The organism is Peptoniphilus sp. HMSC075B08 (assembly GCF_001815405.1).
Lineage (GTDB): Bacteria > Bacillota > Clostridia > Tissierellales > Peptoniphilaceae > Peptoniphilus_A > Peptoniphilus_A harei.
Window position 1 is genome coordinate 58,729 of sequence record NZ_KV820444.1, and the last position, 19,983, is coordinate 78,711.

Here is a 19,983-nt window from a genome sequence, read left to right on the forward strand (position 1 = left end):
TTCACAGGAGGAAAAATGCTTAAAGATTTAAATATAGTAGAATTCGCAGATGAAACTGCTTCAGATTCACCAGCACCTGGTGGTGGATCTATTGCTGCACTAAACGCATCAATGGCAGCTTCACTACTTGCAATGGTTGCAGGTTTAACTGTTGGCAAGAAAAAATATATGGACGTTTCTGACAGAATGGAAGAAATTCAAGCTGAACTTGTAAAATACAAGGACGAATTTGTTGATGGAATCGACAAAGACGCAAACTCTTTCAACGGAGTTATGGACGCTATGAAACTTCCAAAGGAAACTGAAGAAGAAAAGGCTGCAAGATCAGAAAAAATTCAAGAAGGATACAGAAATGCAATTGAAGTACCTCTTGGACTTGGAATGAAAGTTACTGAATTATATGACTATGCAAGAGAACTTGCTGAAAATGGTAACTCAAATGCAATCACTGACGTAGCAGTAGCTCTATTAAACATTGAAGCTGCAGTTCACGGAGCATTCTTAAATGTAATCATCAACCTTAATTCACTTAAGGATCAAGATTACAGACACGAACTTGAAGAAAAAATGGATGCTACAAGAAAGATTGTTGAAAAGAATCACGCAGAAATTATGAAAGTGGTAGATGAAAAATTAGCATGATTTATCTTTTAGTCGATGTTGGATCAACTTATACAAAGTTGCATTTAGTGGATACAAGTAAAAATGTAATTTTGGCAGGTGCTTCAAGTTATACTACTGTGGAGACTGACGTTAGAGAGGGCTTTAACAAGGCTTACAAAAAGCTAAGGGAAATCTCTGATGTTAAATATGATAAAATTTTAGGTTGCTCTTCAGCATCAGGAGGACTAAAGGTTATAGCTATTGGTTTTTCAAAAAGCCTCACTACTGACGCTGCAAGACTTGCGTCATTATCAAGTGGTGCTAGGATTTTAGATGTTTATTCCTACGAACTCAAGGATGAGCAAGTGGAAGAAATAAAATCTGCTGGCGCCGATATTATAGTCTTATGTGGTGGAACTGACCACGGCAACAGGGACAACATAATCTACAATGCAAAGAAACTTGCAAAGGGATCTGTTAAGACACCTGTAGTTGTGGCAGGAAACATTGATACTCATGAAGAAATAAGGGACATCTTTAACAAGGCTGATGTCCCTTGTGACTTCACTGAAAATGTTATGCCAACAACAAACACAATAAATTATAGACCCCTTAGAAAGACAATTGGAGATCTTTTTATTAAGACAATTGCCCATGCCAAGGGAATTGATTTACTAAGTCAAGATTTTGAAATACTCTTGCCAACCCCAGTTGCAGTTCAAAAGGCCATGTCTGTATATGCTAAGCACCTAGACAAAGTTATTTTGTCAGTGGATATTGGCGGGGCAACTACGGACATCCATTCCATAGGGAAAACTTATTATGGAGAAGAAAATGTCATCTCACCTCCCATTGATGAGCCCTATGAAAAGAGAACTGTGGAAGGCGACATGGGTATGAGGTATTCTGCTACTGCTCTTTATGAGTCAGTTGGCGATGAACCCTTCCTAAAGTTTGGAATAAAAGACGCGAAGGAAAAAACTGAATTTCGCTTTAACCATACTAACTACATTCCAGACAATGAAGAGGACCTCTTCTTCGACAATGCCTTGTGTTATATAGCAACTCATACTTCACTTATGAGACACGTTGGCCACATAAAAAAAATTAAGACACCTACTAGAACCATTTATGAACAGTATGGAAAAGATTTGAGACCGGCAGAAATGTTTATTGGAACTGGAGGATCACTCATTAACTCAAATGATCCAAAGAAAATCCTATCAGCCATTAGGGACTTAGATGAAAAATATCTAATTAACAGGGACGTAAAGTGTTATTTAGATAAGGATTATATCCTTTCATCAGCTGGACTAATTTCTACTGTTGATGAAGAAGCTTCATACAAATTATTAAAGAAATATCTTAAAGAACTATAAATTTTTTAGAAGTTACCTCTTTGGTAGCTTCTTTTTTTATGAAAATTATTATAAAATGTCTTTCCTAGGTATAAAAAATTAAGAGAAATTGAAAGTAAAAGATTTTCTAAATAAGAATAGGTAAATTTAGAAAATTAAAATTTCCTTTAAAATATTATGAATAATACTTAAAAATTTAAAGAAACTTAATGTATAAAAAATTAAGGTTTTAGGGTAAAGAAAGAATAAAGGTAAATAATTCTTAGAATTTAATAACAAAGATTTTATTAAAGGCAAAATTGAAGTTTGCCAAGAAAAGTTATATCCTAAAGTTAGAAAAGATAAAGGAGCTGTGACATGAAAATAAAAAATTTTTTTAGACTTACAATTTTATTTGTCCTCCTACCTGTACTTGTCTTTGCAGAAGATTTTAAATCTATAAAAATTGATGCAGACATAGATAAAGATGGAGTTGCCAAGGTAAAGGAAGTTTGGCAAATAAATGAAGACAACAAAGATTACACAGAGAGATACAAGAGGATTGAAAACTTGCAAGGCATAAAAATTGAAAATTTTTCTGTCAATGCCCTTGGGAGAGACTTCACAGAAAAAAATCTTTGGGATATTGACCAGTCCTTTGAGGACAAGGCCTACCACTATGGAAGGATCGACAAGGAGGATCAAGTTGAACTCACTTGGGGGATAAGTGAATTTAAGGATAACACCTACAACTTGTCCTACACAATAAATCCACTTGTTGTGGGACTAAATGATGCCGACATGGTCTTCTTCAATTTTGTTGGAGATAACTTTAATCCAAAGCCAGAGAGAGTTGAGATAAATATCAAGGGCTTTGAAGCCTTTAAAGATGTAGAAATGTGGGGTTTTGGTCTTGAAGGCGAAATCCACAATGTAGATGGCATCATCAAGATGAAATCTTCTGGATACGTTGACCATGCAACAGTCATGCTAAAATTTCCAAAGGGCTACTTCAACACAGCTTATAAGGTCGATAAAAATTTTGATGACTATGCCAACATGGCAGCCAAGGGTTCAGACTGGGAAAACAATGAAGGCCAGGCCTACCAAAAACCTATGTCTAGGGGAGAAAAAGCTGCACTTGGTGGAGTCTTTGCAGGAGTAGCGACAGTAATTTACTTTGTAGCAAGAGCTGTGTGCCTATCCTTTAACAAGAGAAAAATCCAAAATAAAAAAGAACTTCCAACAATTAAGGACTTAAAGGGAGAGCACTACAAGAACATACCCTATGATGGACCAATGGAAGACTTGTATTACTTCATAGGTCAAGCCTACCTTGTGACAAGTGACTTAGTTGGCAATTATATCAACGCCTTTATTTTAAAGTGGAATTTAGAGGGAGCTATTGAATTTAAAGAAGAAGATGGTGGATTTTCTAACAATAAGATAAAGATTATAATAAGGCCAGAAAACATGGGACCAATGGAAGAAGAATTATTTGAAATGATTTTTGCAGCCAAAGAAGAAAATGATGAGGAATACATCACAGCAAAAGGCTTCAAAAAATATGTGAGAAAACATAGAAAAGAAATGGAAAATTATTACGAAGAATTTGAAACTTCTTCCATTAGAAATCTAAGAGAGGGAGGCTACCTTGAAGACTACACTTATGAAAAGAAATTCCTAGGATCAAGAAAAACAGGTAAAGAACTTAGGGTAACTGAAAAGGGAAAAGTTCTCTACGAAAACCTAATTAAGTTTAAAAATTATTTAAAAGACAATCTTGACCAGGTGACAGAAGAAGTTGACTTCAATAAGTGGGAAGAATATTTAATTTATTCATCAATCTTCTTCTTGGATAAGGAATTTGTCAAAGGAGCAAAGGCATATCCAGCTTATGTCAATAACTATGCACTTTACAATACACACATATTAGCAACGAGAAATTTCTCCAAAAAATTAAACCAATCCTATCAAAGTGGATCTGGTTTTGCCAACGCAGGAGTTGGAGGAGCAACTTCTGTTGGAGGCGGAGGAGGATCCTTCGGTGGAGGCGGCGGTGGCGGTCGCTAAAAAAAGACATCTTCAATAAAATTAAGCTATCTTTTTGAATCCAATTTATTATTCATTTGAATATGAAAAAATTAATAAACAAAAAAATGCTGTTTGTAAATCACTACAAGCAGCATTTTTTTATAAAATTTTATTTTAAAGATTTAAAAATCAAAAAATAATTTTCGGCGTAAAGAATTAAATTAAGCAGAAGAAAGCTAATGAGATATTTTTTATTCACAGCTTCAAGCTTTGAATACCTATATAGATTTAAGAAGAAAACAAGTCCAGCAAGTAGGAGTCCCAGATAAATATCAGAAGATCTTGTGAAGCCAGATTCAGTAAGAGGAACAAAGATGCCTAAATCAAAAATAATAAGTAGGGGCAAGATAATCAATATAATGAGTTCAAAAAAGACTGGTTTGAGGTTTTTAGCCTTATTATTGTAAGCACTTATAAGAAGCCCAAGAATTAAAATTAAGGAAAAAATTTTCATTTGATTTAAGAGCAAGGCAAACAACATGCAGGTAAACTGAATATTTGTTGCAATTATATTTAGTTCATCTACTCTTTTATTAAATCTTGGAGTTTTAAAATTAATAGAAATAAATCCTAATAAAAATATAATTAAAAGCACTTTTTGAAAGTCCATATTACCACCTCTTGCTTTCATTATAGCAAAATAAAAGACATCTTCAATAAAAATGAAGCTATCTTTTTTGCTTGCAAAATATTATTTATTTGAATATGAAGAAATACACTAAATAAAAATATTCAATATAAACTAATGATTGTAAAAATATAAATGTGAATAACTTGTTTTTTGAATAAGTTGTAATTTGTTTAAAATTATATATATTCATTACAAAGAATACTAAGCTAGTTAAAAGAATTAAATACATATAAATGTTTGGAGAAAATAAATTTGCAAATTCCAAGTGGTATTTATCTGGAATTAAAAATATCATGGGAGTTAATACAATGGCAGATATCATGTATAGAAAAATTCCCTTGTCTCTCTTTTTTTCTTCATCATAAAAATAATAAAAAATCATAAATAACATAAGTGTTAAAATTAATAAATAGGACTTATCAAAACAAAATGCCAAGGTAAACATTACAATGTCTATATTTTTTAATATTTTTAATCTATATTGAGAATTACTTTTTTCTCCTTCTGGAAAAAAATTTAATATAATAAATCCAAGAATAAATAGTAATAATATAGTTAATTCGGGATTCATAATTAATCACTTCCTTAAATTTATTTTAACAAAAAAAGAAGACTTAGAAAACATCTAAGCCTTCTAAATAAAATATCAATCGTCATAGGATTTGAAGGGTTCTCCTTCTTCTGGCAATCTCTCTGGCCTTATCTTTAGTCCCATTTTCTTCTTCTCGTGGTTTAATTCCTTCAAGAGGGAAATCATCACAAAGATCATAACCACTGAGAAGGGAAGGGCAACTATTATAAGTGTATTTTCAAGGGCTGCAAGTCCACCGGAAAATAATAAAACTATGGCTATTGCTGAGAGAAGTATTCCCCAAATGACCTTCTTCCTATTTGGTGGAAGGAGGTTTCCATTTTCAGACAGCATTGCCAAGACGTAAGTGGCAGAGTCTGCTGAAGTTATAAAAAATGTTGAAACCAAAATTATTGCTATGAAGGATAGGATGTTTCCTCCAAGATAATTGTTAAAGGTTGCAAAGAGAACTTCCTCTGTAGCAAATTCTGAAAGATTTATTCCAGCATCCTGCAGGCTAGTTGATAGAGTTCCGAAAGTTGAGAACCAAATAATACTAAGTAGGGTTGGAATTAGAAGGACAACTGTCAAGAATTCACGAATTGTTCTTCCTTTGGAAATTCTCGCAATGAAAACTCCAACAAAGGGTGACCATGAGATCCACCAAGCCCAATAGAAAATTGTCCAAGAATTTATCCAGCCACGCTTAGTTCCATCAAAGGCAGCTGACCTAAAGCTCATCCTAAAGAAGTTTTGAAGGTAGGCTCCAATTGAATCTGTCATGTTGTCAAAGATTCTTACTGTTGGTCCAATAACTATGGCAACTGCAAGAAGACCTATGGCCAAGATCAAGTTTACATTAGAAAGGATCTTTACTCCCTTGCCAAGGCCTGACATGGCAGACATGACGAAGAGGGCCGTTGTTATCACAATTATTATTGTTTGGGTCATAATGTTATTTGGAATGCCAAAGAGGTAGGAAAGGCCACCATTAATTTGCATAGCTCCAAAGCCAAGAGTTGTTGCAACACCTATCACCGTGGCTACAATTGTTATAGTGTCAATCACCTGACCTATCCATCCATTAGCACGGTCGCCAAGGAGGGGTTTAAGTGTAACTGAGAGTAGATATTTTTCTTGCTTCCTAAATCCAAAGTAGGCAAGTGCCAGACCAACTATGGCATAGACTGCCCAGGCATGGATTCCCCAGTGGAAGAAGGTAAACCTAAAGGCATCGGCTAAGGCTTCTTGACTTCCCTTTGGTGCAAGAGGTGTCATCACTGCGAAGTGACTTAGGGGCTCGGCTGCTCCGTAAAAGACAAGGCCGATTCCCATTCCTGCTGAAAACATCATGGCAATCCAAGACATGGAGTCGTGCTCTGGTTCAGAGTTAGGGCTTCCCAACCTAATTTGTCCTATGGGACTTAGAATTAAGAAGACACAGAAGATCAAAATTCCAGTCACCAATAAAAGATAAAACCAACCAAAATTTACTGTAATCTTATCTCTTAAAAATTCTGTAAGTCTTTGGAAGGGTTCTGGTATTATAATTCCAAGTAAAACAAGTACAGATAATAATCCTAAGGACAAAAAATATACAAAGTGTTCTTTTAAAATTTCTTTTTTCATATTAATTCTCCTTTTCTAAAAATTTTCATACCTTAATAGTCTATAGGAAAATCTTGTGCTTTGTCAAAAATGAGTTTTTTTAAAATTTTAATATATAAATAAAATTTACTACTTACTTAATAGAATAGAGAAGATAAACTTGGGTAAGTGTTAACTAAGTAAGAATTTTAACTTTTAAGGAGGTAAATAATGGCAGACGACAAGAAAAAAATGGACCCAACAGCAAAAAATAAATCAGGGGACCCAATCCCTAGTAGAAATCAAAATGTTGATGATCCTGAATTAAGACGTGCAGGTGGACAATTAGTTGATAACGACGAAGACTCCATGACTGCTGGTATGGATGGTCATCTTTCAGTCCAAGACCTTTGGTTATTTGAAAAACATGCCCACTTCAACAGGGAAGTTATTCCTGAAAGAAGGATGCACGCCAAGGGCTGGGGTGCCTGGGGTGAATTCACAGTAACTCATGACATCACAAAATACACTAAGGCTAAAATCTTTAGCAAGGTTGGCAACAAGTGCAAGGTATTTTCAAGAATGTCAACTGTTGCTGGTGAACGTGGTGCAGCTGATGCTGAACGTGATATTCGTGGTTTTGCTGTGAGGTTTTATACAGAAGATGGCAACTGGGACGTAGTTGGTAACAACACACCTGTCTTCTTCTTTAGAGACCCAATGAAATTTATCGACTTAAACCACGCAGTTAAGAGAGACCCTAAGTCTCACTTAAGATCTCCTAACACAAACTTTGACTACTGGTCATCACTACCAGAATCATTACTACAAACAACTATAATAAATAGTGACAGGGGTATTCCTTCTTCCTTTAGGTATATGCACGGATTTGGTTCACACACTTACTCCATGTATAACGAAGAAGGCACAAGAGTTTGGGTTAAGTTCCACTTTAGAAGTCAACAAGGTATCCTAAACTACACTGACCAAGAAGCTGAAATGGTAAATGGTAAGGACAGGGAATCTTCTGGACGTGACCTATATGAAGCTATTGAAAATGGCAACTATCCTAAGTGGAAGATGTACATCCAAGTTATGACAGAAGAACAAGCTGAAAAGCACCCAACAAATCCTTTCGACCTAACAAAGATGTGGCTAAAGGAAGACTATCCACTAATTCCTGTGGGAGAATATGTTTTAAATAAATATCCAGACAACTTCTTCCAAGATGTTGAACAAGTTGCCTTCTCACCAGCGAATATTGTGCCAGGAATCGCACTTTCACCAGACAGGGTTCTTCAAGCTAGGGCCTTCTTCTATTCAGATGCACAAAGATATAGACTTGGAGTTAACCACCACCAAATTCCTGTTAACTCACCACAAGGCGTGAAGCATCCTCATGACTACCACAGAGATGGACAAATGAGAGTTGACGGCAACAAGGGAGCAGAACTCCACTACAGACCAAACTCTTATGGTGGCTGGCAAGATCATCCAGACCTAGAGATACCACATGACAAGGGTGGAGAAACTAAGAGATATGACTACAGGGCAGACGACAGTGACTACTTCACTCAACCAGGTATGCTATTTAACAGGATGACTAATGAACAAAAATTAGTTTTATTTGAAAATACTGCAAGAAATATGGGCGACTCAACTATGCAAATCAAGCACAGATATATTAGAAACTGCTATGCAGCTGACCCAGAATATGGAAAGGGAGTTGCAAAGGCACTTGGAATTGATATAGATACAGTTGATCTAGAAATGAAGGCACCAAAATCTCGTGAAGAATGGGAAAAATTAAATGCAAGAGATGCTGATTTAAATTACCCAACAGATCCTTCTGAACCAGAATCTTCAAAGGACCTTCCACCTGAAGGAAGAGATACAAATGCCGAAGACCCAACAACATTAATTGCTTGGGAAGATGACCCATATCTACTTTGATAAGAAAATAAATTAAATAATATTGGAATTGCCTCTTTTATGAGGCAATTTCTTTAGGAGGTTATAAAAAAATGAAAATTGTATCTTATAATGTTACAAAAAAATGCAACCTCTACTGTGAGCACTGCTATAGGAATTCTAAAGAAGATGTGGATTTGTCAGATGAGTTATCTACTGAAGAGGCAAAGGAAGTCATTGGAGATATAAAAAAAGCTGGCTTTAATATGCTTAAACTAAGTGGTGGAGAACCCCTAATGAGGGAGGATATTTTCGAGCTTGCAGAATTTGCATCGAATCTCGGTCTCTACACTTGTCTTGGCACTAATGGGACTCTCATAGATGAAGACAACATAGGACTTATAAAAAAATATATAAGGTCAGTCGCTATATCCATAGACTCAAGAGACAAAAATATTCATGACTCCTTTAGGGGATATGAGGGAGCCTTTGACGAAACCATGAGAGGTATAGAGATATTAAAAGAAAATGATGTTAAGTTTCAGATTAACACCACTATCTCTAAAATTAATTTAAAAGAAATAGAGAGCCTTTTGGACTTTGCAAGTGAGCTAGGAGCATCTTCAGTCCATGTTTTATTCTTAGTTATGACTGGAAGAGGAAAAAACTTAGAAAATGTCTACCTCACAAAGGAAGAGTACACAGAAGCTATTAAGGAAGTTTTGAAGTATGAGTCAGACTTATTTATAAAGCCCACTTGTGCACCCCAGTCAACAGTAATGGCGAAAAAATTACATTTAGACCCAAGAGTTAAAAAGTCTTGTATTGCAGGTACAAGTTATTGCAGCTTGGTTTACGATGGCAGGGTAAATATCTGTCCCTATGCAGAAGTAGAGGCCGGCAATGTAAAAGAAGATTCTTTTTATAATATTTGGAATAATAGCGAGGTTTTCCAAAAACTTAGGGATCCTTCATCCTATAAGGGAAGGTGTAGAACTTGTAATTTTAATAATATTTGCGGTGGATGTAGGGCTAGGGCCTTTGCAAATACTGGAGATTATTTAGAATTTGATAATTATTGTGTTTTAGGTGATTAGATGAAAAAATTTAGAGTGAAAGATTGGGTTTTAATGGGCCTTTCTCTAGCCATAATGATTGTTGTTGGTAAAATTCTTTATACAATATCCTTGAGTTTACCAATACCATCATCAAGAGTGCTTACGACAGCGCCAGCTTTTGCCTTTATATATACAGCAACAATTTTAAAAACAAGAAAGATAGGGACTGTTTCCTTAATTTCCTTGTGCTATGCCATTTATATGCTTAGGTTTTCTGTTTTTGGAGCCTTGGCTGGACTAGCGAGCGGAGTCTTAAGTGATATTTTAACCTTAATAGTCTTTAAAAATTATAATAAGGACAGAAATATATATTATTCAGTACCAACAAAAAGTGCTTTTGGCGTGTGGACTTCCTTTTTCATAGTAAAAATCTTTGTACCACAATCTAGATTTGTCCAAGCAGGAATTATTCCAACTCTTATAGTCACAGTTATAATATATTTTATTGGATACCTTGCCTCTAGATACACTTTAGAAATCTTTTCAAAAAGGATTGTTAGGGCATGAAGAATTTAAAAGTAATAGAAAAAGGTTGTGTAAAAGATTTAGAATTAAAGAAGAGGAAATACATACTTTCTCACGATGATGATACAGGAGAACTTTTTGTCGACATAGTTGATAGTCTAGATGATTTTACAATGAGTGAGGAAAAGGATGAAGTTTTTGGATATTGGGAAGATGAGTACTTTGTTTTTGAATGTTTTTTAGACAATGAAAACTCAAAATTTTCAACAAAGGCAAGATTTATTATCTTCAAAGAACACTTACAAAACTCCCTTCTTGCAATGGTAAAGGCTGAGAGAAAATTAAAATTTTCTGATACAGATATTTATGTAAAGGAAATTTATAATTCTAAAGATGAAAAATTTAATATAAGACTTGTAGAAAAAACCCTAAGAGATTATGTCTATAAAGAAGATGGGACTTTTGTAGAATATAGAAGAGGATTTGATTATAAGTCTTTAAAAAATATTTAAGATTAAGTGGATGAAAAATTCCACTTTTTTATTTTGCAAAAATATTCTTAATAAGAGAGCAGATTTTACTTAAATAAAGTATTCATAATCTTTAAAAACAAGCCTAAATAGTGTAAAATAACTATAAGGAGTTTTGTCGTGGAATATTGGGATGTATATGATAAAAATGGAAAATGGAAGAGACGAGTCATAAAAAAGGGACAACGTCTTAGAAATAGTGATTACCACCTTATAGTTGAGGGTTGGATTTTAAGAGATGATGGAAATTTTATTATCCAGAGAAGGTCTCTTAACAAAAAATCCTTTGCTGGCATGTGGTATTGCTCTGCAGGTGGGTCTGTTATATCTAGAGAGACTCCCAAGGAGGGCATGGTACGTGAATTTAAGGAAGAGCTTGGCATTGACATAAGTGAAGATGAGCTCAAGCTAAAGAGGATAATCACTGAAAAAAACACAATATTTTATATTTTTCTAGTGCGTAGAAATGTTTCTCTTGATGAAATAGTCATGCAGAAGGAAGAGGTTATGGATGTTGACATAGCTAGCGTGGAAAAGATTCAAAAAATGGTTAAAGACAAAACTTTTATTGGACTTGATTACTACGAAAAATTTTTCAGAGGTATATAATCGTCTCAAATGAGGCGTTTTTTTATAGGAGGATTTATGAAATTATACAATACTCTAACGAGAAAAAAAGAAGACTTTGTGCCAATTAAGGAGGGCGAAGTTGGAATCTACAACTGTGGTCCAACTGTTTATAACTTTATCCACGTTGGTAACGCAAGACCTCTTGTTGTATTTGATACCTTGAGAAGGTACTTTGACTACAAGGGGATGAAGGTTAAGTTTGTAGTTAACTTTACAGATATTGACGACAAGATGATCAACAAGGCAAATGATGAAGGTGTTAAGGTTTCTGACATTGCCGAAAGATATATAAAAGAATTTAAAAAGGATGCAGGTGGCCTCCACCTTTATGACTATGAAACTATAAACCCTAGGGCGACTGAACACATTGATGAAATTATTGATTTTATTCAAACTCTTGTAGACAAGGGTGCAGCTTATGTGTCCAATGGTGATGTTTACTTTGACATTAGTCACGCCAAAGACTATGGAAAACTTTCAAGAAAAAATCTTGAAGACCTAATTTCTGGCCACAGGGTTGATGTAAATGATAATAAGAAAAATCCGCAAGACTTTGCCCTTTGGAAGAATAAAAAAGAAGGAGAACCCTTCTGGAAGGCCCCTTGGGGAGAAGGAAGACCTGGCTGGCACATTGAATGTTCTGTAATGGCAAAGACTATTATTGGCGACAACATAGACATCCACACAGGTGGCGAGGACCTACAATTCCCTCACCATGAAAATGAAATTGCTCAATCAGAAACTTGCAACGACGTTCCCTTTGCCAACTACTGGATTCACAATGGAATGATAACTGTTGATAATGAGAAGATGTCAAAATCTAAGGGCAACTTCTTCACAGTTAGGGAAATCTCCCAAGAATTTGACCTAGAAGTCTTGAGATTTTTCCTTTTGACAACTCAATACCGTTCACCAATTAACTTCTCAAGAGAAGTAATGGAACAGACAAAAAATTCAAGCAAAAGACTTTACAATGCAAAGTACAAGCTTGAAGATGCTATAGAAAAAACTTCTGTAGAAAAAATGACAGAAGATGAAGAAGCCTTATTAAAGGGTTATGACAAGCATATTGAAAAATTTGAATCAGCTATGGAAGACGACCTAAATACAGCTGATGCAATTACAGCAATATTTGACTTAGTTAAGGACATCAACTTAAACTTAGACGAAAATTCTTCAAAAGAAATCCTAGAAAAATCCTTAGAACTTTTAAAGAAACTAACTAAGGTTCTTGGAATTATGGAAGAAGAAAGAGAAGAAATATCAAATGATATTGAAGAACTTATCAAGGAAAGAAATGAGGCAAGAAAGAACAAGGACTTCGCTAGGGCTGATGAAATCCGTGATGAGTTGAAGAACATGGGCATTGAAATAGAAGATACGAGAAGTGGAACAACTTGGAAGAGAATTTAAATTTTTTAGAAGTTAAAAATTATAGTGAAGCTGAGGTAAGGGAGCTAAGTCCTCTTGCTCTAGCTTACATAGGTGATGCTTGTTTTGAAATCTTAGTTAGGAGTGAAATCCTAGATCTAAGAAAGAACCCCAACAAGCTTCACAGGGAAAGTATAAAATATGTCAGGGCCAAGGGCCAAAGAGAGCTTTTTGAAAAGATAGAAGACCTCTTGACAGAGGATGAATACAGGATTTTTAAGAGGGGAAGAAACGCCAAGTCTCACACAGTGCCAAAGAACGCAGATCCAATTGACTACAGGATTGCAACTGGAGTTGAGGCCCTTTTTGGCTACCTCTACCTCTTAAAGAGATACGATAGGATTAGGGATTTATTTAAGGAGATGATAGGATGAAGGTAAAAATTATTTCGCACACAATGGATCCAGACAAGACCATTGCTGCAGCTGCAAAACTTTGCTATTCAAGAGTTGGTGTTGAAGAGATTACAGAAAATTTGACAGAGGAATCTACAGAAAAGTTTTTAGATAGACTTATGTCTTTTTCTCACTTATCTCCACTAGAACACGTTAGCTTTACCTTTGCCATAGAAGGAGTTTCAAGAACTCTCACACATCAACTTGTAAGACACAGACTTGCCTCTTATTCACAACAATCTCAAAGGTATGTAAAACTTGATTCCTTTGAATATATTATTCCACCTCAAATAGAAAAAAATGATGAAGCAAAAAAAGTTTTTATAGAAGCTATGAAGAGGGATCAAGAGGACTACGACAAGTTAGTTGACATATTAGTAGAAGAAAATGCAAGACCCCTTATAGCTGAAGGAATGGATGAAGCCAAGGCAAGGAAGTCTGTGGAAAAAATGTCCATAGAAGATGCAAGGTATGTCTTCCCTAATGCTTGTGAGACAAAAATTGTTGTCACAATGAATGTAAGAACCCTAAGGCACTTCTTCACTGTGAGATGTTGTGAAAGGGCCCAATGGGAAATAAGAGAACTTGCAACAGAAATGCTAAGAGAAGTAAAAGAAGTTGCCCCGCTATTATTTAGGGACCAAGGACCGGCTTGTGTAAGTGGACCATGCCCTGAAGGAAAGATGACTTGTGGCAAGGCAAAGGAAATTAGAGAGAAGTTTAAGAATTTAAAATGAAATATATATACGGAAGAGGCCCCGTTATGGAGGCCATTAAAAATAAAGAAGTAGAAAAAATTTATGTAGGGAAAAATGCCAGTGGATCTATAAAGAAAATCTTTGGCATGGCTAGAGATGCAAGGATCCCTGCAGTTACAAGTGACAATGAAAAGCTAGAAGAACTTGCTGGCACAAAAAACCACCAGGCAGTAGTGGCCCTTGTAAGTGACTTTGAATATATTGAGCTTGAGGACCTAATAAGAAAATTGGAAAGCAAGGAAGATGCAAGGATTTTCATCTTAGATAAGATAGAAGATCCTCACAATTTTGGAGCCATTGCAAGAAGTTCCAATTTCTTTGGAGTTGATGCTATAATCTTCCCCAACAGGAGGGCTGCAACAGTAAATGACACTGTGGTAAAATCTTCTGCTGGAGCAATTTATGATATTGATGTCTGCAAGGTTTCAAATATTTCTCAATCCATTGACAAATTAAAAGAAGCGGGATTTTGGATATATGCAACAGACCTTGAGGGAGAAGACATAAGGGAATGTGACTTCTCTGGCAAGGCAGCCATAGTTATAGGCAATGAAGGTAAGGGAGTTTCAAAAAATATTTTGAAGAATTCCGACAAGATTATAACTATTCCAAATTTTTCTGACTTCGACTCACTTAACGCATCAGTAGCAGCAGCAATTGTCATGTATGAGATTAGAAGATAACAGAGCATAAAAATGAGAAGGCGGAAGAGTAGGTACAAAAGGGATGTAAATTATCTCTTTGTCGATGGATACAATATAATAAATTCTTGGCAATCCTTAATTGAATTAAAAAATGTCTCTCTTGAAGATGCGAGAAATGAATTGATAGACACTATGATTGAATTTTCTCACTCAACAAAGGAGCACATCATCCTAGTCTTTGATGCCTACTTGGTGAAAAAATCTGGCGGCAAGACCTACAAGAGAGATGGAATTGATGTAATCTTTACCAAGGAATTTGAAACGGCAGACCACTATATTGAGAGGCAACTTGATGAAATAGGCAAGCTCACCAATGTTCGGGTAGCTACAAGCGACAATGTAGAGCAGCAGATAATTTTATCTCGTGGTGGAACTAGGATTTCAGCAAGGGAGCTTGAAGCTGAAGTGAATAATTCTAAGAACAAGGTTAACTATGTGGCCAAGAAACTAAAGGAAGAAAGGGTTACAGCTCTTGATGAAGATATAATTCATAAGCTTAAAAAATTAAAACATGATATGACGAAAAAGAATAGTTAGGAGGTTTAAGATGAAGTGCAAAAATTGTGGAAAAGAAAATAAGGAAGATGCTTTATTTTGTATGGAATGTGGTCACGATTTGAGAGAAGATAGAGATTTTTCTAAAACAGAAATAATAAAAAATAAGCAGGATTATTATGAAGAAGACCATGATAAAATAGTAAATAATAATTCCTTCAAAGATGACTCCATGAGCCTTAAGCAAAAGGGATTAGTTTTTGGCTTAGTAGTTGTTGGACTATTGGCTTTTTCCCTAATATTTAATTTTGGATTTAGCAAATACAAATACTCAAAACTTGAGACATCTGCAAGGGCTAATCTTGAGGCCAAAAATTATAAGGAAGCCAGAGAAAAATTTAGCCAACTTTATGAAAAGTCTTCTAAGAAAGAGTACTTAGACGAAATTAACAATATTGACAAAATCTTAGAAAATAAGGAACTTCTAAATAAGGCTAATAAAAAATATGAGGCTAGAGATTATGAAGCGTCACTTGCCAACCTAAAGGATATTCAAGTGGAAGAAGACGATGACTTAAGAGAAAAAGTTGACGCCCTTATTGAAAAGAACTACGCTGGAATGAAGGCAGAAATAAATCAGTTAAAATCCAGCAAAAATTATGACGGGGCCATCAATAGGTTAAATGAATATATAGCTCTTGATCCCGAAAACGCAGACTTTAAAAAAATGCTTGAAGATATAAATCTTGAAAAGACAAACAACGAAAAGAAGGCTCAAGAAGAAAGTGAAGCCACAAAGCAAAAAGCAAGAGCTGATGAGTTAGAAGCTCAAATAAAGAAACTTCAAAACCGTGAAGTATCAAGTCTTATTGGCACTTATCAATTTGTAACATCAGGCAAGGCCAATGTGAGAAGTGGACCAGGATTTGCCTACACTATCTCTTATGTTCTTCATAAGGGAGACCCAGTTTACGTTTACGACACAAAAAGAGCTGATGGAAGAACTTGGTGTAATGTAGGTAATGGATGGATAAGTTACAGAACCTTAAATGGTGAAGCAAAATAATAAATTTTAGACAGTCGAGAGGCTGTCTTTTTTTATTGGAATATTTTCTTTGATATAAAAATTATGAAGTCGTAAACAATTATGGACTTAGAAAAGACAAGTGACACAGTAAAAAAGTTTGAGCTTTAAATAATAGGTAAGTTATAAAAAATTATAGACCTATTAAGGCTTATAGAGTTAATAAAAAATACAAGGTCACAAATTTTTATAAACTTGTAAAAGTTTATGGCCCTGCAAGTATTAGTAAGGCTATTAGAATTAAAAATTCATTAGGCCATAGAGTTCAAATAAGCTATAAGAAATTATTAAGTAATAGAATTCAAATAGATTATAAAAATTTATCAGGCAATAAAAATTAAAGAAATTACTAAAATTTACTATCTAACAAAAAATAAACGAGCCTTTCTTATTAAAATTCTTCTATTATATTGGCCAATAAAAAAAGAAAATTATAATATACAAGGCAACATAAGAAAGAGAAATCAAAAATATTCTCAATCTTAAAAATATTCAATTTTTTAAAAAAATTGGGGAATTGATTTAAATTTTCAATTACCTATGTTATAATAATTAAGCAAATGATAATCAAATTCAAATATTGATTTAAGTTTAATGGATTTATATAAATTAGAAACGAGTGATCAAATGCTTAGCTTATTAATGGCTCCCTTAAATGTAAATTTTAAGATTTTAAGGGTTAAGACTCTTAGGAACAGTGATGTAACAGAGTCTCACCTGGCAAATCTCGGTTTTGTTAAGGGCGCAGTTATAAAAGTTGTAAATGAAAATGACGGCAACTTAATTGTTTCCATTAAGGATGCAAGAGTTGCAATTGGCAAGGATATAGCTAGAAAAATTATGGTAGAGGAGATGTGAGCTTGCAAACTTTAAAAGATGCAGTAGTAGGAAAATACTATAGAGTGAAAAAAATTAATGGTACAGGTCCTCTAAAGAGAAGGATTATGGACATGGGTATAACAAAAAATGCTGAGGTTTACATAAGAAAGGTTGCACCCCTAGGTGACCCTATTCAAATTAATATAAGAAATTATGAGCTCAGCCTAAGACGAGCTGATGCTGAACTGATTTCTGTCGAAGAAATAGAAAAGGAGGATTAAGATGGCAATAACTATTGCACTTGCTGGTAATCCCAATAGTGGTAAGTCCACACTTTTCAACAGTTTAACTGGTTCCAACCAATATGTTGGTAACTGGCCAGGGGTAACTGTTGAACAAAAGACTGGTAAGTATAAAAAAGATAAAGAAGTTCACTTTACAGATTTGCCGGGAATTTATTCCCTTTCTCCCTACACTTTGGAAGAAGTTGTTTCAAGGGACTATCTTGTAAATGAAAGACCTGACGTAATTATAGATGTTGTTGATGCAACAAATATCGAGAGAAACTTATTTTTAGCAACTCAACTGCTTGAACTGGGAATCCCTGTTGTGATTGCCCTAAATATGATGGATGTTGTGAGAAAGAACAACGACTTCATTGACATCAAGAAATTAGAAAAAGATCTTGGTTGTAAGATTGTTGAGATTTCTGCTCTTAAAAATGAAAATATCGATAAGTTAATTGAAACTGCCAAGTCAGTGGCAGGTCAAAAGAAGATGACTTATCAAGAGTTTGAAGAAGATGTAGAAAAATATATTAAGGAAATCGAAGGATTTTCTGTTATCAAGGACAATCCTGCTAAGAGATGGCTTGCAGTTAAGTTCTTTGAACAAGACGAAAAAATAATAGAAGAATATCCTCTTTACGGCAAAGAAACTAGAAGGCTTGAAGAAATTATTGAAGAAGCTGAAGAAAAATATGATGACGATGGAGAGGGAATTATCACAGATGGAAGGTACAACTTTGTTTCGAATGTTACAAAGGACACCGTGAAAAAGGGAAGAAAGGGAATGACAACTTCTGACAAAATCGACAGGATTGTCACAAACAGATTCCTTTCAATTCCAATTTTTGTTGGAGTTATAACTCTTGTTTATATAATTGCCATTAACTTCGTTGGAGGTCCAGTGACTGACTGGGTAAATGACGTTTTCTTCACAGAAATTATTGGCGAAAACTTTAGAGGATTTTTGGAAAATGCTGGCACATCAGAATTTTTAACATCACTATTAGTTGATGGTATTATTGCTGGTGTTGGGGCTGTACTTGGTTTCTTACCAGTAATTGCAGTTTTATTCCTATTTATTGCAATCCTTGAAGATATTGGTTATATGTCAAGAATTGCCTTTATCCTAGACAGGGTATTTAGAAAGTTTGGTCTATCAGGTAAGTCTTTCATTCCAATTCTTATGGGAACAGGTTGTTCAGTTCCTGCCATTATGGGAACAAGGACAATTGAGTCAGACAACGACAGAAGGATGACAATAATGACTGCCTCCTTCATGCCATGTGGTGCAAAGCTTGATGTTATTGCCATGTTTGCTGCCTTCTTAGGTGGCAGCTGGTGGTACGCACCTATTTGGTACTTCGGAGGGATAATGGCAATAGTTGTTTCAGGTATAATCTTAAAGAAGACTAAGTACTTCTCAGGAGATCCTGCACCTTTTGTAATGGAACTTCCTGAATATCATATGCCAAGTGCAAGAAATATTTTTAAAGCAACTTGGTTTAGATGTAAGGCCTTTATTGTTAAGGCAGGTACAGTAATCCTTCTTGCAACAGTAGTAATTTGGTTCTTAAAGAGTATTTCTGTATCAGGACACTTCGTGGATTTCAATGCAGATCCAGAAGATTCAATTTTAGCAGGATTTGGTAAAATTATTGCACCAATCTTTGCTCCACTTGGATTTGGAGATTGGATGGCAAGTGTTGCTACAATCCTTGGCCTAGTTGCCAAAGAAGTTGTAGTAGGAACTTATGGAGTTCTTGCAGGTATAGGAGAAGTTGGAGCAGAGGATTCCAGCATGGTTGCTCTTGTAGCTTCTAAATTCTCTGTGGCATCAGCCTTTGCCTTTGTCTTCTTTAATCAACTTACAGTTCCTTGCTTTGCAGCAACGGGAGCAATAAAAGAAGAAATGGGTTCAAATAAGTGGTTTGGAATAGCAATTGGTTACCAATTACTTTTCTCTTACACAGTTGCCTTTATGATTTACCAATTTGGAAGAGTAATCGAAGGCGGATCCTTTAACCTAATGACAGGTCTTGCAGTAGTAGTATTATTTATCTACGGATATTTACTCTTTAGGAAGGATAGGTCAAAGCTTGAAAATAAAAATTTTTCAAACAAGGAAAATGACGAGGTGGTAAAGTATGAATCCAATTAATATTGTTATTGGTCTAGTAATTATTCTTGCACTTGTACTTGCAGGAAGAAGAGTTTTTAGTAAAAAAGATGGATGTGGCTGTGGATGTGATTCTTGTCACTCTGCATGTCCTAGTCATGAATTAAAAAAATAATTTTTGAAGAATACTTCTTAGGGAGTATTCTTTTTGGCTCTATGTCAAATATTGGGGAGACTCGTTAACTCGAGTCTCTCTTTTCATTTAAAAATCAACACTTAGACGCTAATTAAACTATCAAATCTAAAATAACAAAAAAACCATTAAAAATAAGCATAGCAACAAAACTCCTAGGGGTTTTGTGAATTTTTCCGTTTTCCTATCACTACTTACAAGCAAACATAATTCTTTTTCTAAAC

Annotated in this window: 20 protein-coding genes; 18 read left to right on the forward strand and 2 right to left on the reverse strand. The window is 34.9% G+C overall.

All coding sequences use genetic code 11. The features are described 5' to 3' along the window. The first annotated feature begins 15 nt into the window (after positions 1–15). The 3 genes from HMPREF3023_RS03385 (at position 16) to HMPREF3023_RS03395 (ending at position 4,013) form a co-directional block, all read left to right on the forward strand. Positions 16–642: a cyclodeaminase/cyclohydrolase family protein gene (locus HMPREF3023_RS03385; protein WP_070700707.1), complete on the forward strand. Its 627-nt coding sequence runs from the start codon at positions 16–18 to the stop codon at positions 640–642. After that, positions 639–1,982 (forward strand): methylaspartate mutase accessory protein GlmL, encoded by a 1,344-nt coding sequence (glmL, locus tag HMPREF3023_RS03390; protein ID WP_070700710.1) that lies wholly within the window; start codon positions 639–641, stop codon positions 1,980–1,982. Before HMPREF3023_RS03385 ends, glmL begins: the two co-directional genes overlap by 4 nt. A 336-nt stretch (positions 1,983–2,318) precedes the next feature. Next, positions 2,319–4,013, forward strand: coding sequence for a DUF2207 domain-containing protein (locus HMPREF3023_RS03395; protein ID WP_070700713.1), 1,695 nt, complete (start codon positions 2,319–2,321; stop codon positions 4,011–4,013). Positions 4,014–4,143: 130 nt separating this feature from the next. On the opposite strand, the gene HMPREF3023_RS03400 is transcribed toward HMPREF3023_RS03395, so the two are convergent. Both HMPREF3023_RS03400 and HMPREF3023_RS03410 read right to left on the reverse strand, forming a co-directional pair. Further along, positions 4,144–4,644 (reverse strand): hypothetical protein, encoded by a 501-nt coding sequence (locus HMPREF3023_RS03400; RefSeq protein ID WP_070700716.1) that lies wholly within the window; start codon positions 4,642–4,644, stop codon positions 4,144–4,146. A gap of 667 nt (positions 4,645–5,311) precedes the next feature. Next, positions 5,312–6,865 carry a BCCT family transporter gene (locus HMPREF3023_RS03410; RefSeq protein WP_070700721.1) on the reverse strand — a complete coding sequence of 518 codons (1,554 nt, stop codon included), beginning with the start codon at positions 6,863–6,865 and terminating at the stop codon, positions 5,312–5,314. Between the two features lie 189 nt (positions 6,866–7,054). On the opposite strand from HMPREF3023_RS03410, the gene HMPREF3023_RS03415 reads away from it, so the two are divergent. The 15 genes from HMPREF3023_RS03415 (at position 7,055) to HMPREF3023_RS09175 (ending at position 19,741) form a co-directional block, all read left to right on the forward strand. Beyond that, the gene (locus HMPREF3023_RS03415; protein ID WP_070700724.1) at positions 7,055–8,776 is read left to right on the forward strand and encodes a catalase; all 1,722 of its coding nucleotides are present in this window, start codon (positions 7,055–7,057) and stop codon (positions 8,774–8,776) included. A 71-nt stretch (positions 8,777–8,847) separates the two neighbouring features. Next, the gene (locus HMPREF3023_RS03420) at positions 8,848–9,831 is read left to right on the forward strand and encodes a radical SAM/SPASM domain-containing protein (protein ID WP_070700726.1); all 984 of its coding nucleotides are present in this window, start codon (positions 8,848–8,850) and stop codon (positions 9,829–9,831) included. After that, positions 9,832–10,359, forward strand: coding sequence for a hypothetical protein (locus tag HMPREF3023_RS03425; RefSeq protein ID WP_070700729.1), 528 nt, complete (start codon positions 9,832–9,834; stop codon positions 10,357–10,359). It abuts the gene before it with no gap. Beyond that, on the forward strand, positions 10,356–10,829 hold the full coding sequence (locus HMPREF3023_RS03430; RefSeq protein ID WP_070700731.1) for a staygreen family protein: 474 nt from the start codon (positions 10,356–10,358) through the stop codon (positions 10,827–10,829). The genes HMPREF3023_RS03425 and HMPREF3023_RS03430 overlap by 4 nt, the downstream gene beginning before the upstream one ends. A 138-nt stretch (positions 10,830–10,967) precedes the next feature. After that, positions 10,968–11,456 (forward strand): NUDIX hydrolase, encoded by a 489-nt coding sequence (locus tag HMPREF3023_RS03435; protein ID WP_070700734.1) that lies wholly within the window; start codon positions 10,968–10,970, stop codon positions 11,454–11,456. Positions 11,457–11,492: 36 nt separating this feature from the next. After that, positions 11,493–12,890: a cysteine--tRNA ligase gene (gene cysS / locus HMPREF3023_RS03440; RefSeq protein WP_070700737.1), complete on the forward strand. Its 1,398-nt coding sequence runs from the start codon at positions 11,493–11,495 to the stop codon at positions 12,888–12,890. Beyond that, positions 12,875–13,282: a Mini-ribonuclease 3 gene (locus tag HMPREF3023_RS03445; RefSeq protein ID WP_070700740.1), complete on the forward strand. Its 408-nt coding sequence runs from the start codon at positions 12,875–12,877 to the stop codon at positions 13,280–13,282. Before cysS ends, HMPREF3023_RS03445 begins: the two co-directional genes overlap by 16 nt. After that, on the forward strand, positions 13,279–14,040 hold the full coding sequence (thyX, locus tag HMPREF3023_RS03450) for an FAD-dependent thymidylate synthase (protein ID WP_070700742.1): 762 nt from the start codon (positions 13,279–13,281) through the stop codon (positions 14,038–14,040). The genes HMPREF3023_RS03445 and thyX overlap by 4 nt, the downstream gene beginning before the upstream one ends. Further along, a complete protein-coding gene (gene rlmB, locus HMPREF3023_RS03455; protein ID WP_070700744.1) occupies positions 14,037–14,744 on the forward strand; it encodes a 23S rRNA (guanosine(2251)-2'-O)-methyltransferase RlmB in 708 nt (235 codons plus the stop codon). The genes thyX and rlmB overlap by 4 nt, the downstream gene beginning before the upstream one ends. A gap of 12 nt (positions 14,745–14,756) precedes the next feature. Further along, on the forward strand, positions 14,757–15,302 hold the full coding sequence (locus HMPREF3023_RS03460) for an NYN domain-containing protein (protein ID WP_070700745.1): 546 nt from the start codon (positions 14,757–14,759) through the stop codon (positions 15,300–15,302). Between the two features lie 10 nt (positions 15,303–15,312). Then, a complete protein-coding gene (locus HMPREF3023_RS03465; RefSeq protein ID WP_070700747.1) occupies positions 15,313–16,326 on the forward strand; it encodes a zinc-ribbon domain-containing protein in 1,014 nt (337 codons plus the stop codon). A 612-nt stretch (positions 16,327–16,938) separates the two neighbouring features. Then, entirely contained in the window at positions 16,939–17,202 is a 264-nt protein-coding gene (locus HMPREF3023_RS03470) for a FeoA family protein (RefSeq protein WP_316716230.1), read from the forward strand. A gap of 2 nt (positions 17,203–17,204) precedes the next feature. Next, entirely contained in the window at positions 17,205–17,444 is a 240-nt protein-coding gene (locus HMPREF3023_RS03475) for a FeoA family protein (RefSeq protein ID WP_070700752.1), read from the forward strand. Between the two features lies 1 nt (position 17,445). Continuing rightward, positions 17,446–19,608, forward strand: a complete 2,163-nt coding sequence (feoB, locus tag HMPREF3023_RS03480) for a ferrous iron transport protein B (protein ID WP_070700754.1) — start codon at positions 17,446–17,448, stop codon at positions 19,606–19,608. Beyond that, positions 19,595–19,741, forward strand: a complete 147-nt coding sequence (locus tag HMPREF3023_RS09175; RefSeq protein ID WP_083315502.1) for a FeoB-associated Cys-rich membrane protein — start codon at positions 19,595–19,597, stop codon at positions 19,739–19,741. The genes feoB and HMPREF3023_RS09175 overlap by 14 nt, the downstream gene beginning before the upstream one ends. Positions 19,742–19,983: the final 242 nt, after the last annotated feature.

Bases quoted from the DNA above. Each gene is read 5' to 3' on its own strand.
- feoB (WP_070700754.1), top strand. From the start codon at position 17,446: ATGGCAATAACTATTGCACTTGCTGGTAATCCCAATAGTGGTAAGTCC.
- rlmB (WP_070700744.1), top strand. From the start codon at position 14,037: ATGAAATATATATACGGAAGAGGCCCCGTTATGGAGGCCATTAAAAAT.
- HMPREF3023_RS03420 (WP_070700726.1), top strand. From the start codon at position 8,848: ATGAAAATTGTATCTTATAATGTTACAAAAAAATGCAACCTCTACTGT.
- cysS (WP_070700737.1), top strand. From the start codon at position 11,493: ATGAAATTATACAATACTCTAACGAGAAAAAAAGAAGACTTTGTGCCA.
- thyX (WP_070700742.1), top strand. From the start codon at position 13,279: ATGAAGGTAAAAATTATTTCGCACACAATGGATCCAGACAAGACCATT.
- HMPREF3023_RS03395 (WP_070700713.1), top strand. From the start codon at position 2,319: ATGAAAATAAAAAATTTTTTTAGACTTACAATTTTATTTGTCCTCCTA.
- HMPREF3023_RS03460 (WP_070700745.1), top strand. From the start codon at position 14,757: ATGAGAAGGCGGAAGAGTAGGTACAAAAGGGATGTAAATTATCTCTTT.
- glmL (WP_070700710.1), top strand. From the start codon at position 639: ATGATTTATCTTTTAGTCGATGTTGGATCAACTTATACAAAGTTGCAT.
- HMPREF3023_RS03465 (WP_070700747.1), top strand. From the start codon at position 15,313: ATGAAGTGCAAAAATTGTGGAAAAGAAAATAAGGAAGATGCTTTATTT.
- HMPREF3023_RS03470 (WP_316716230.1), top strand. From the start codon at position 16,939: ATGGATTTATATAAATTAGAAACGAGTGATCAAATGCTTAGCTTATTA.
- HMPREF3023_RS03385 (WP_070700707.1), top strand. From the start codon at position 16: ATGCTTAAAGATTTAAATATAGTAGAATTCGCAGATGAAACTGCTTCA.
- HMPREF3023_RS03415 (WP_070700724.1), top strand. From the start codon at position 7,055: ATGGCAGACGACAAGAAAAAAATGGACCCAACAGCAAAAAATAAATCA.
- HMPREF3023_RS03425 (WP_070700729.1), top strand. From the start codon at position 9,832: ATGAAAAAATTTAGAGTGAAAGATTGGGTTTTAATGGGCCTTTCTCTA.
- HMPREF3023_RS03400 (WP_070700716.1), bottom strand. From the start codon at position 4,644: ATGGACTTTCAAAAAGTGCTTTTAATTATATTTTTATTAGGATTTATT.
- HMPREF3023_RS09175 (WP_083315502.1), top strand. From the start codon at position 19,595: ATGAATCCAATTAATATTGTTATTGGTCTAGTAATTATTCTTGCACTT.
- HMPREF3023_RS03410 (WP_070700721.1), bottom strand. From the start codon at position 6,865: ATGAAAAAAGAAATTTTAAAAGAACACTTTGTATATTTTTTGTCCTTA.
- HMPREF3023_RS03430 (WP_070700731.1), top strand. From the start codon at position 10,356: ATGAAGAATTTAAAAGTAATAGAAAAAGGTTGTGTAAAAGATTTAGAA.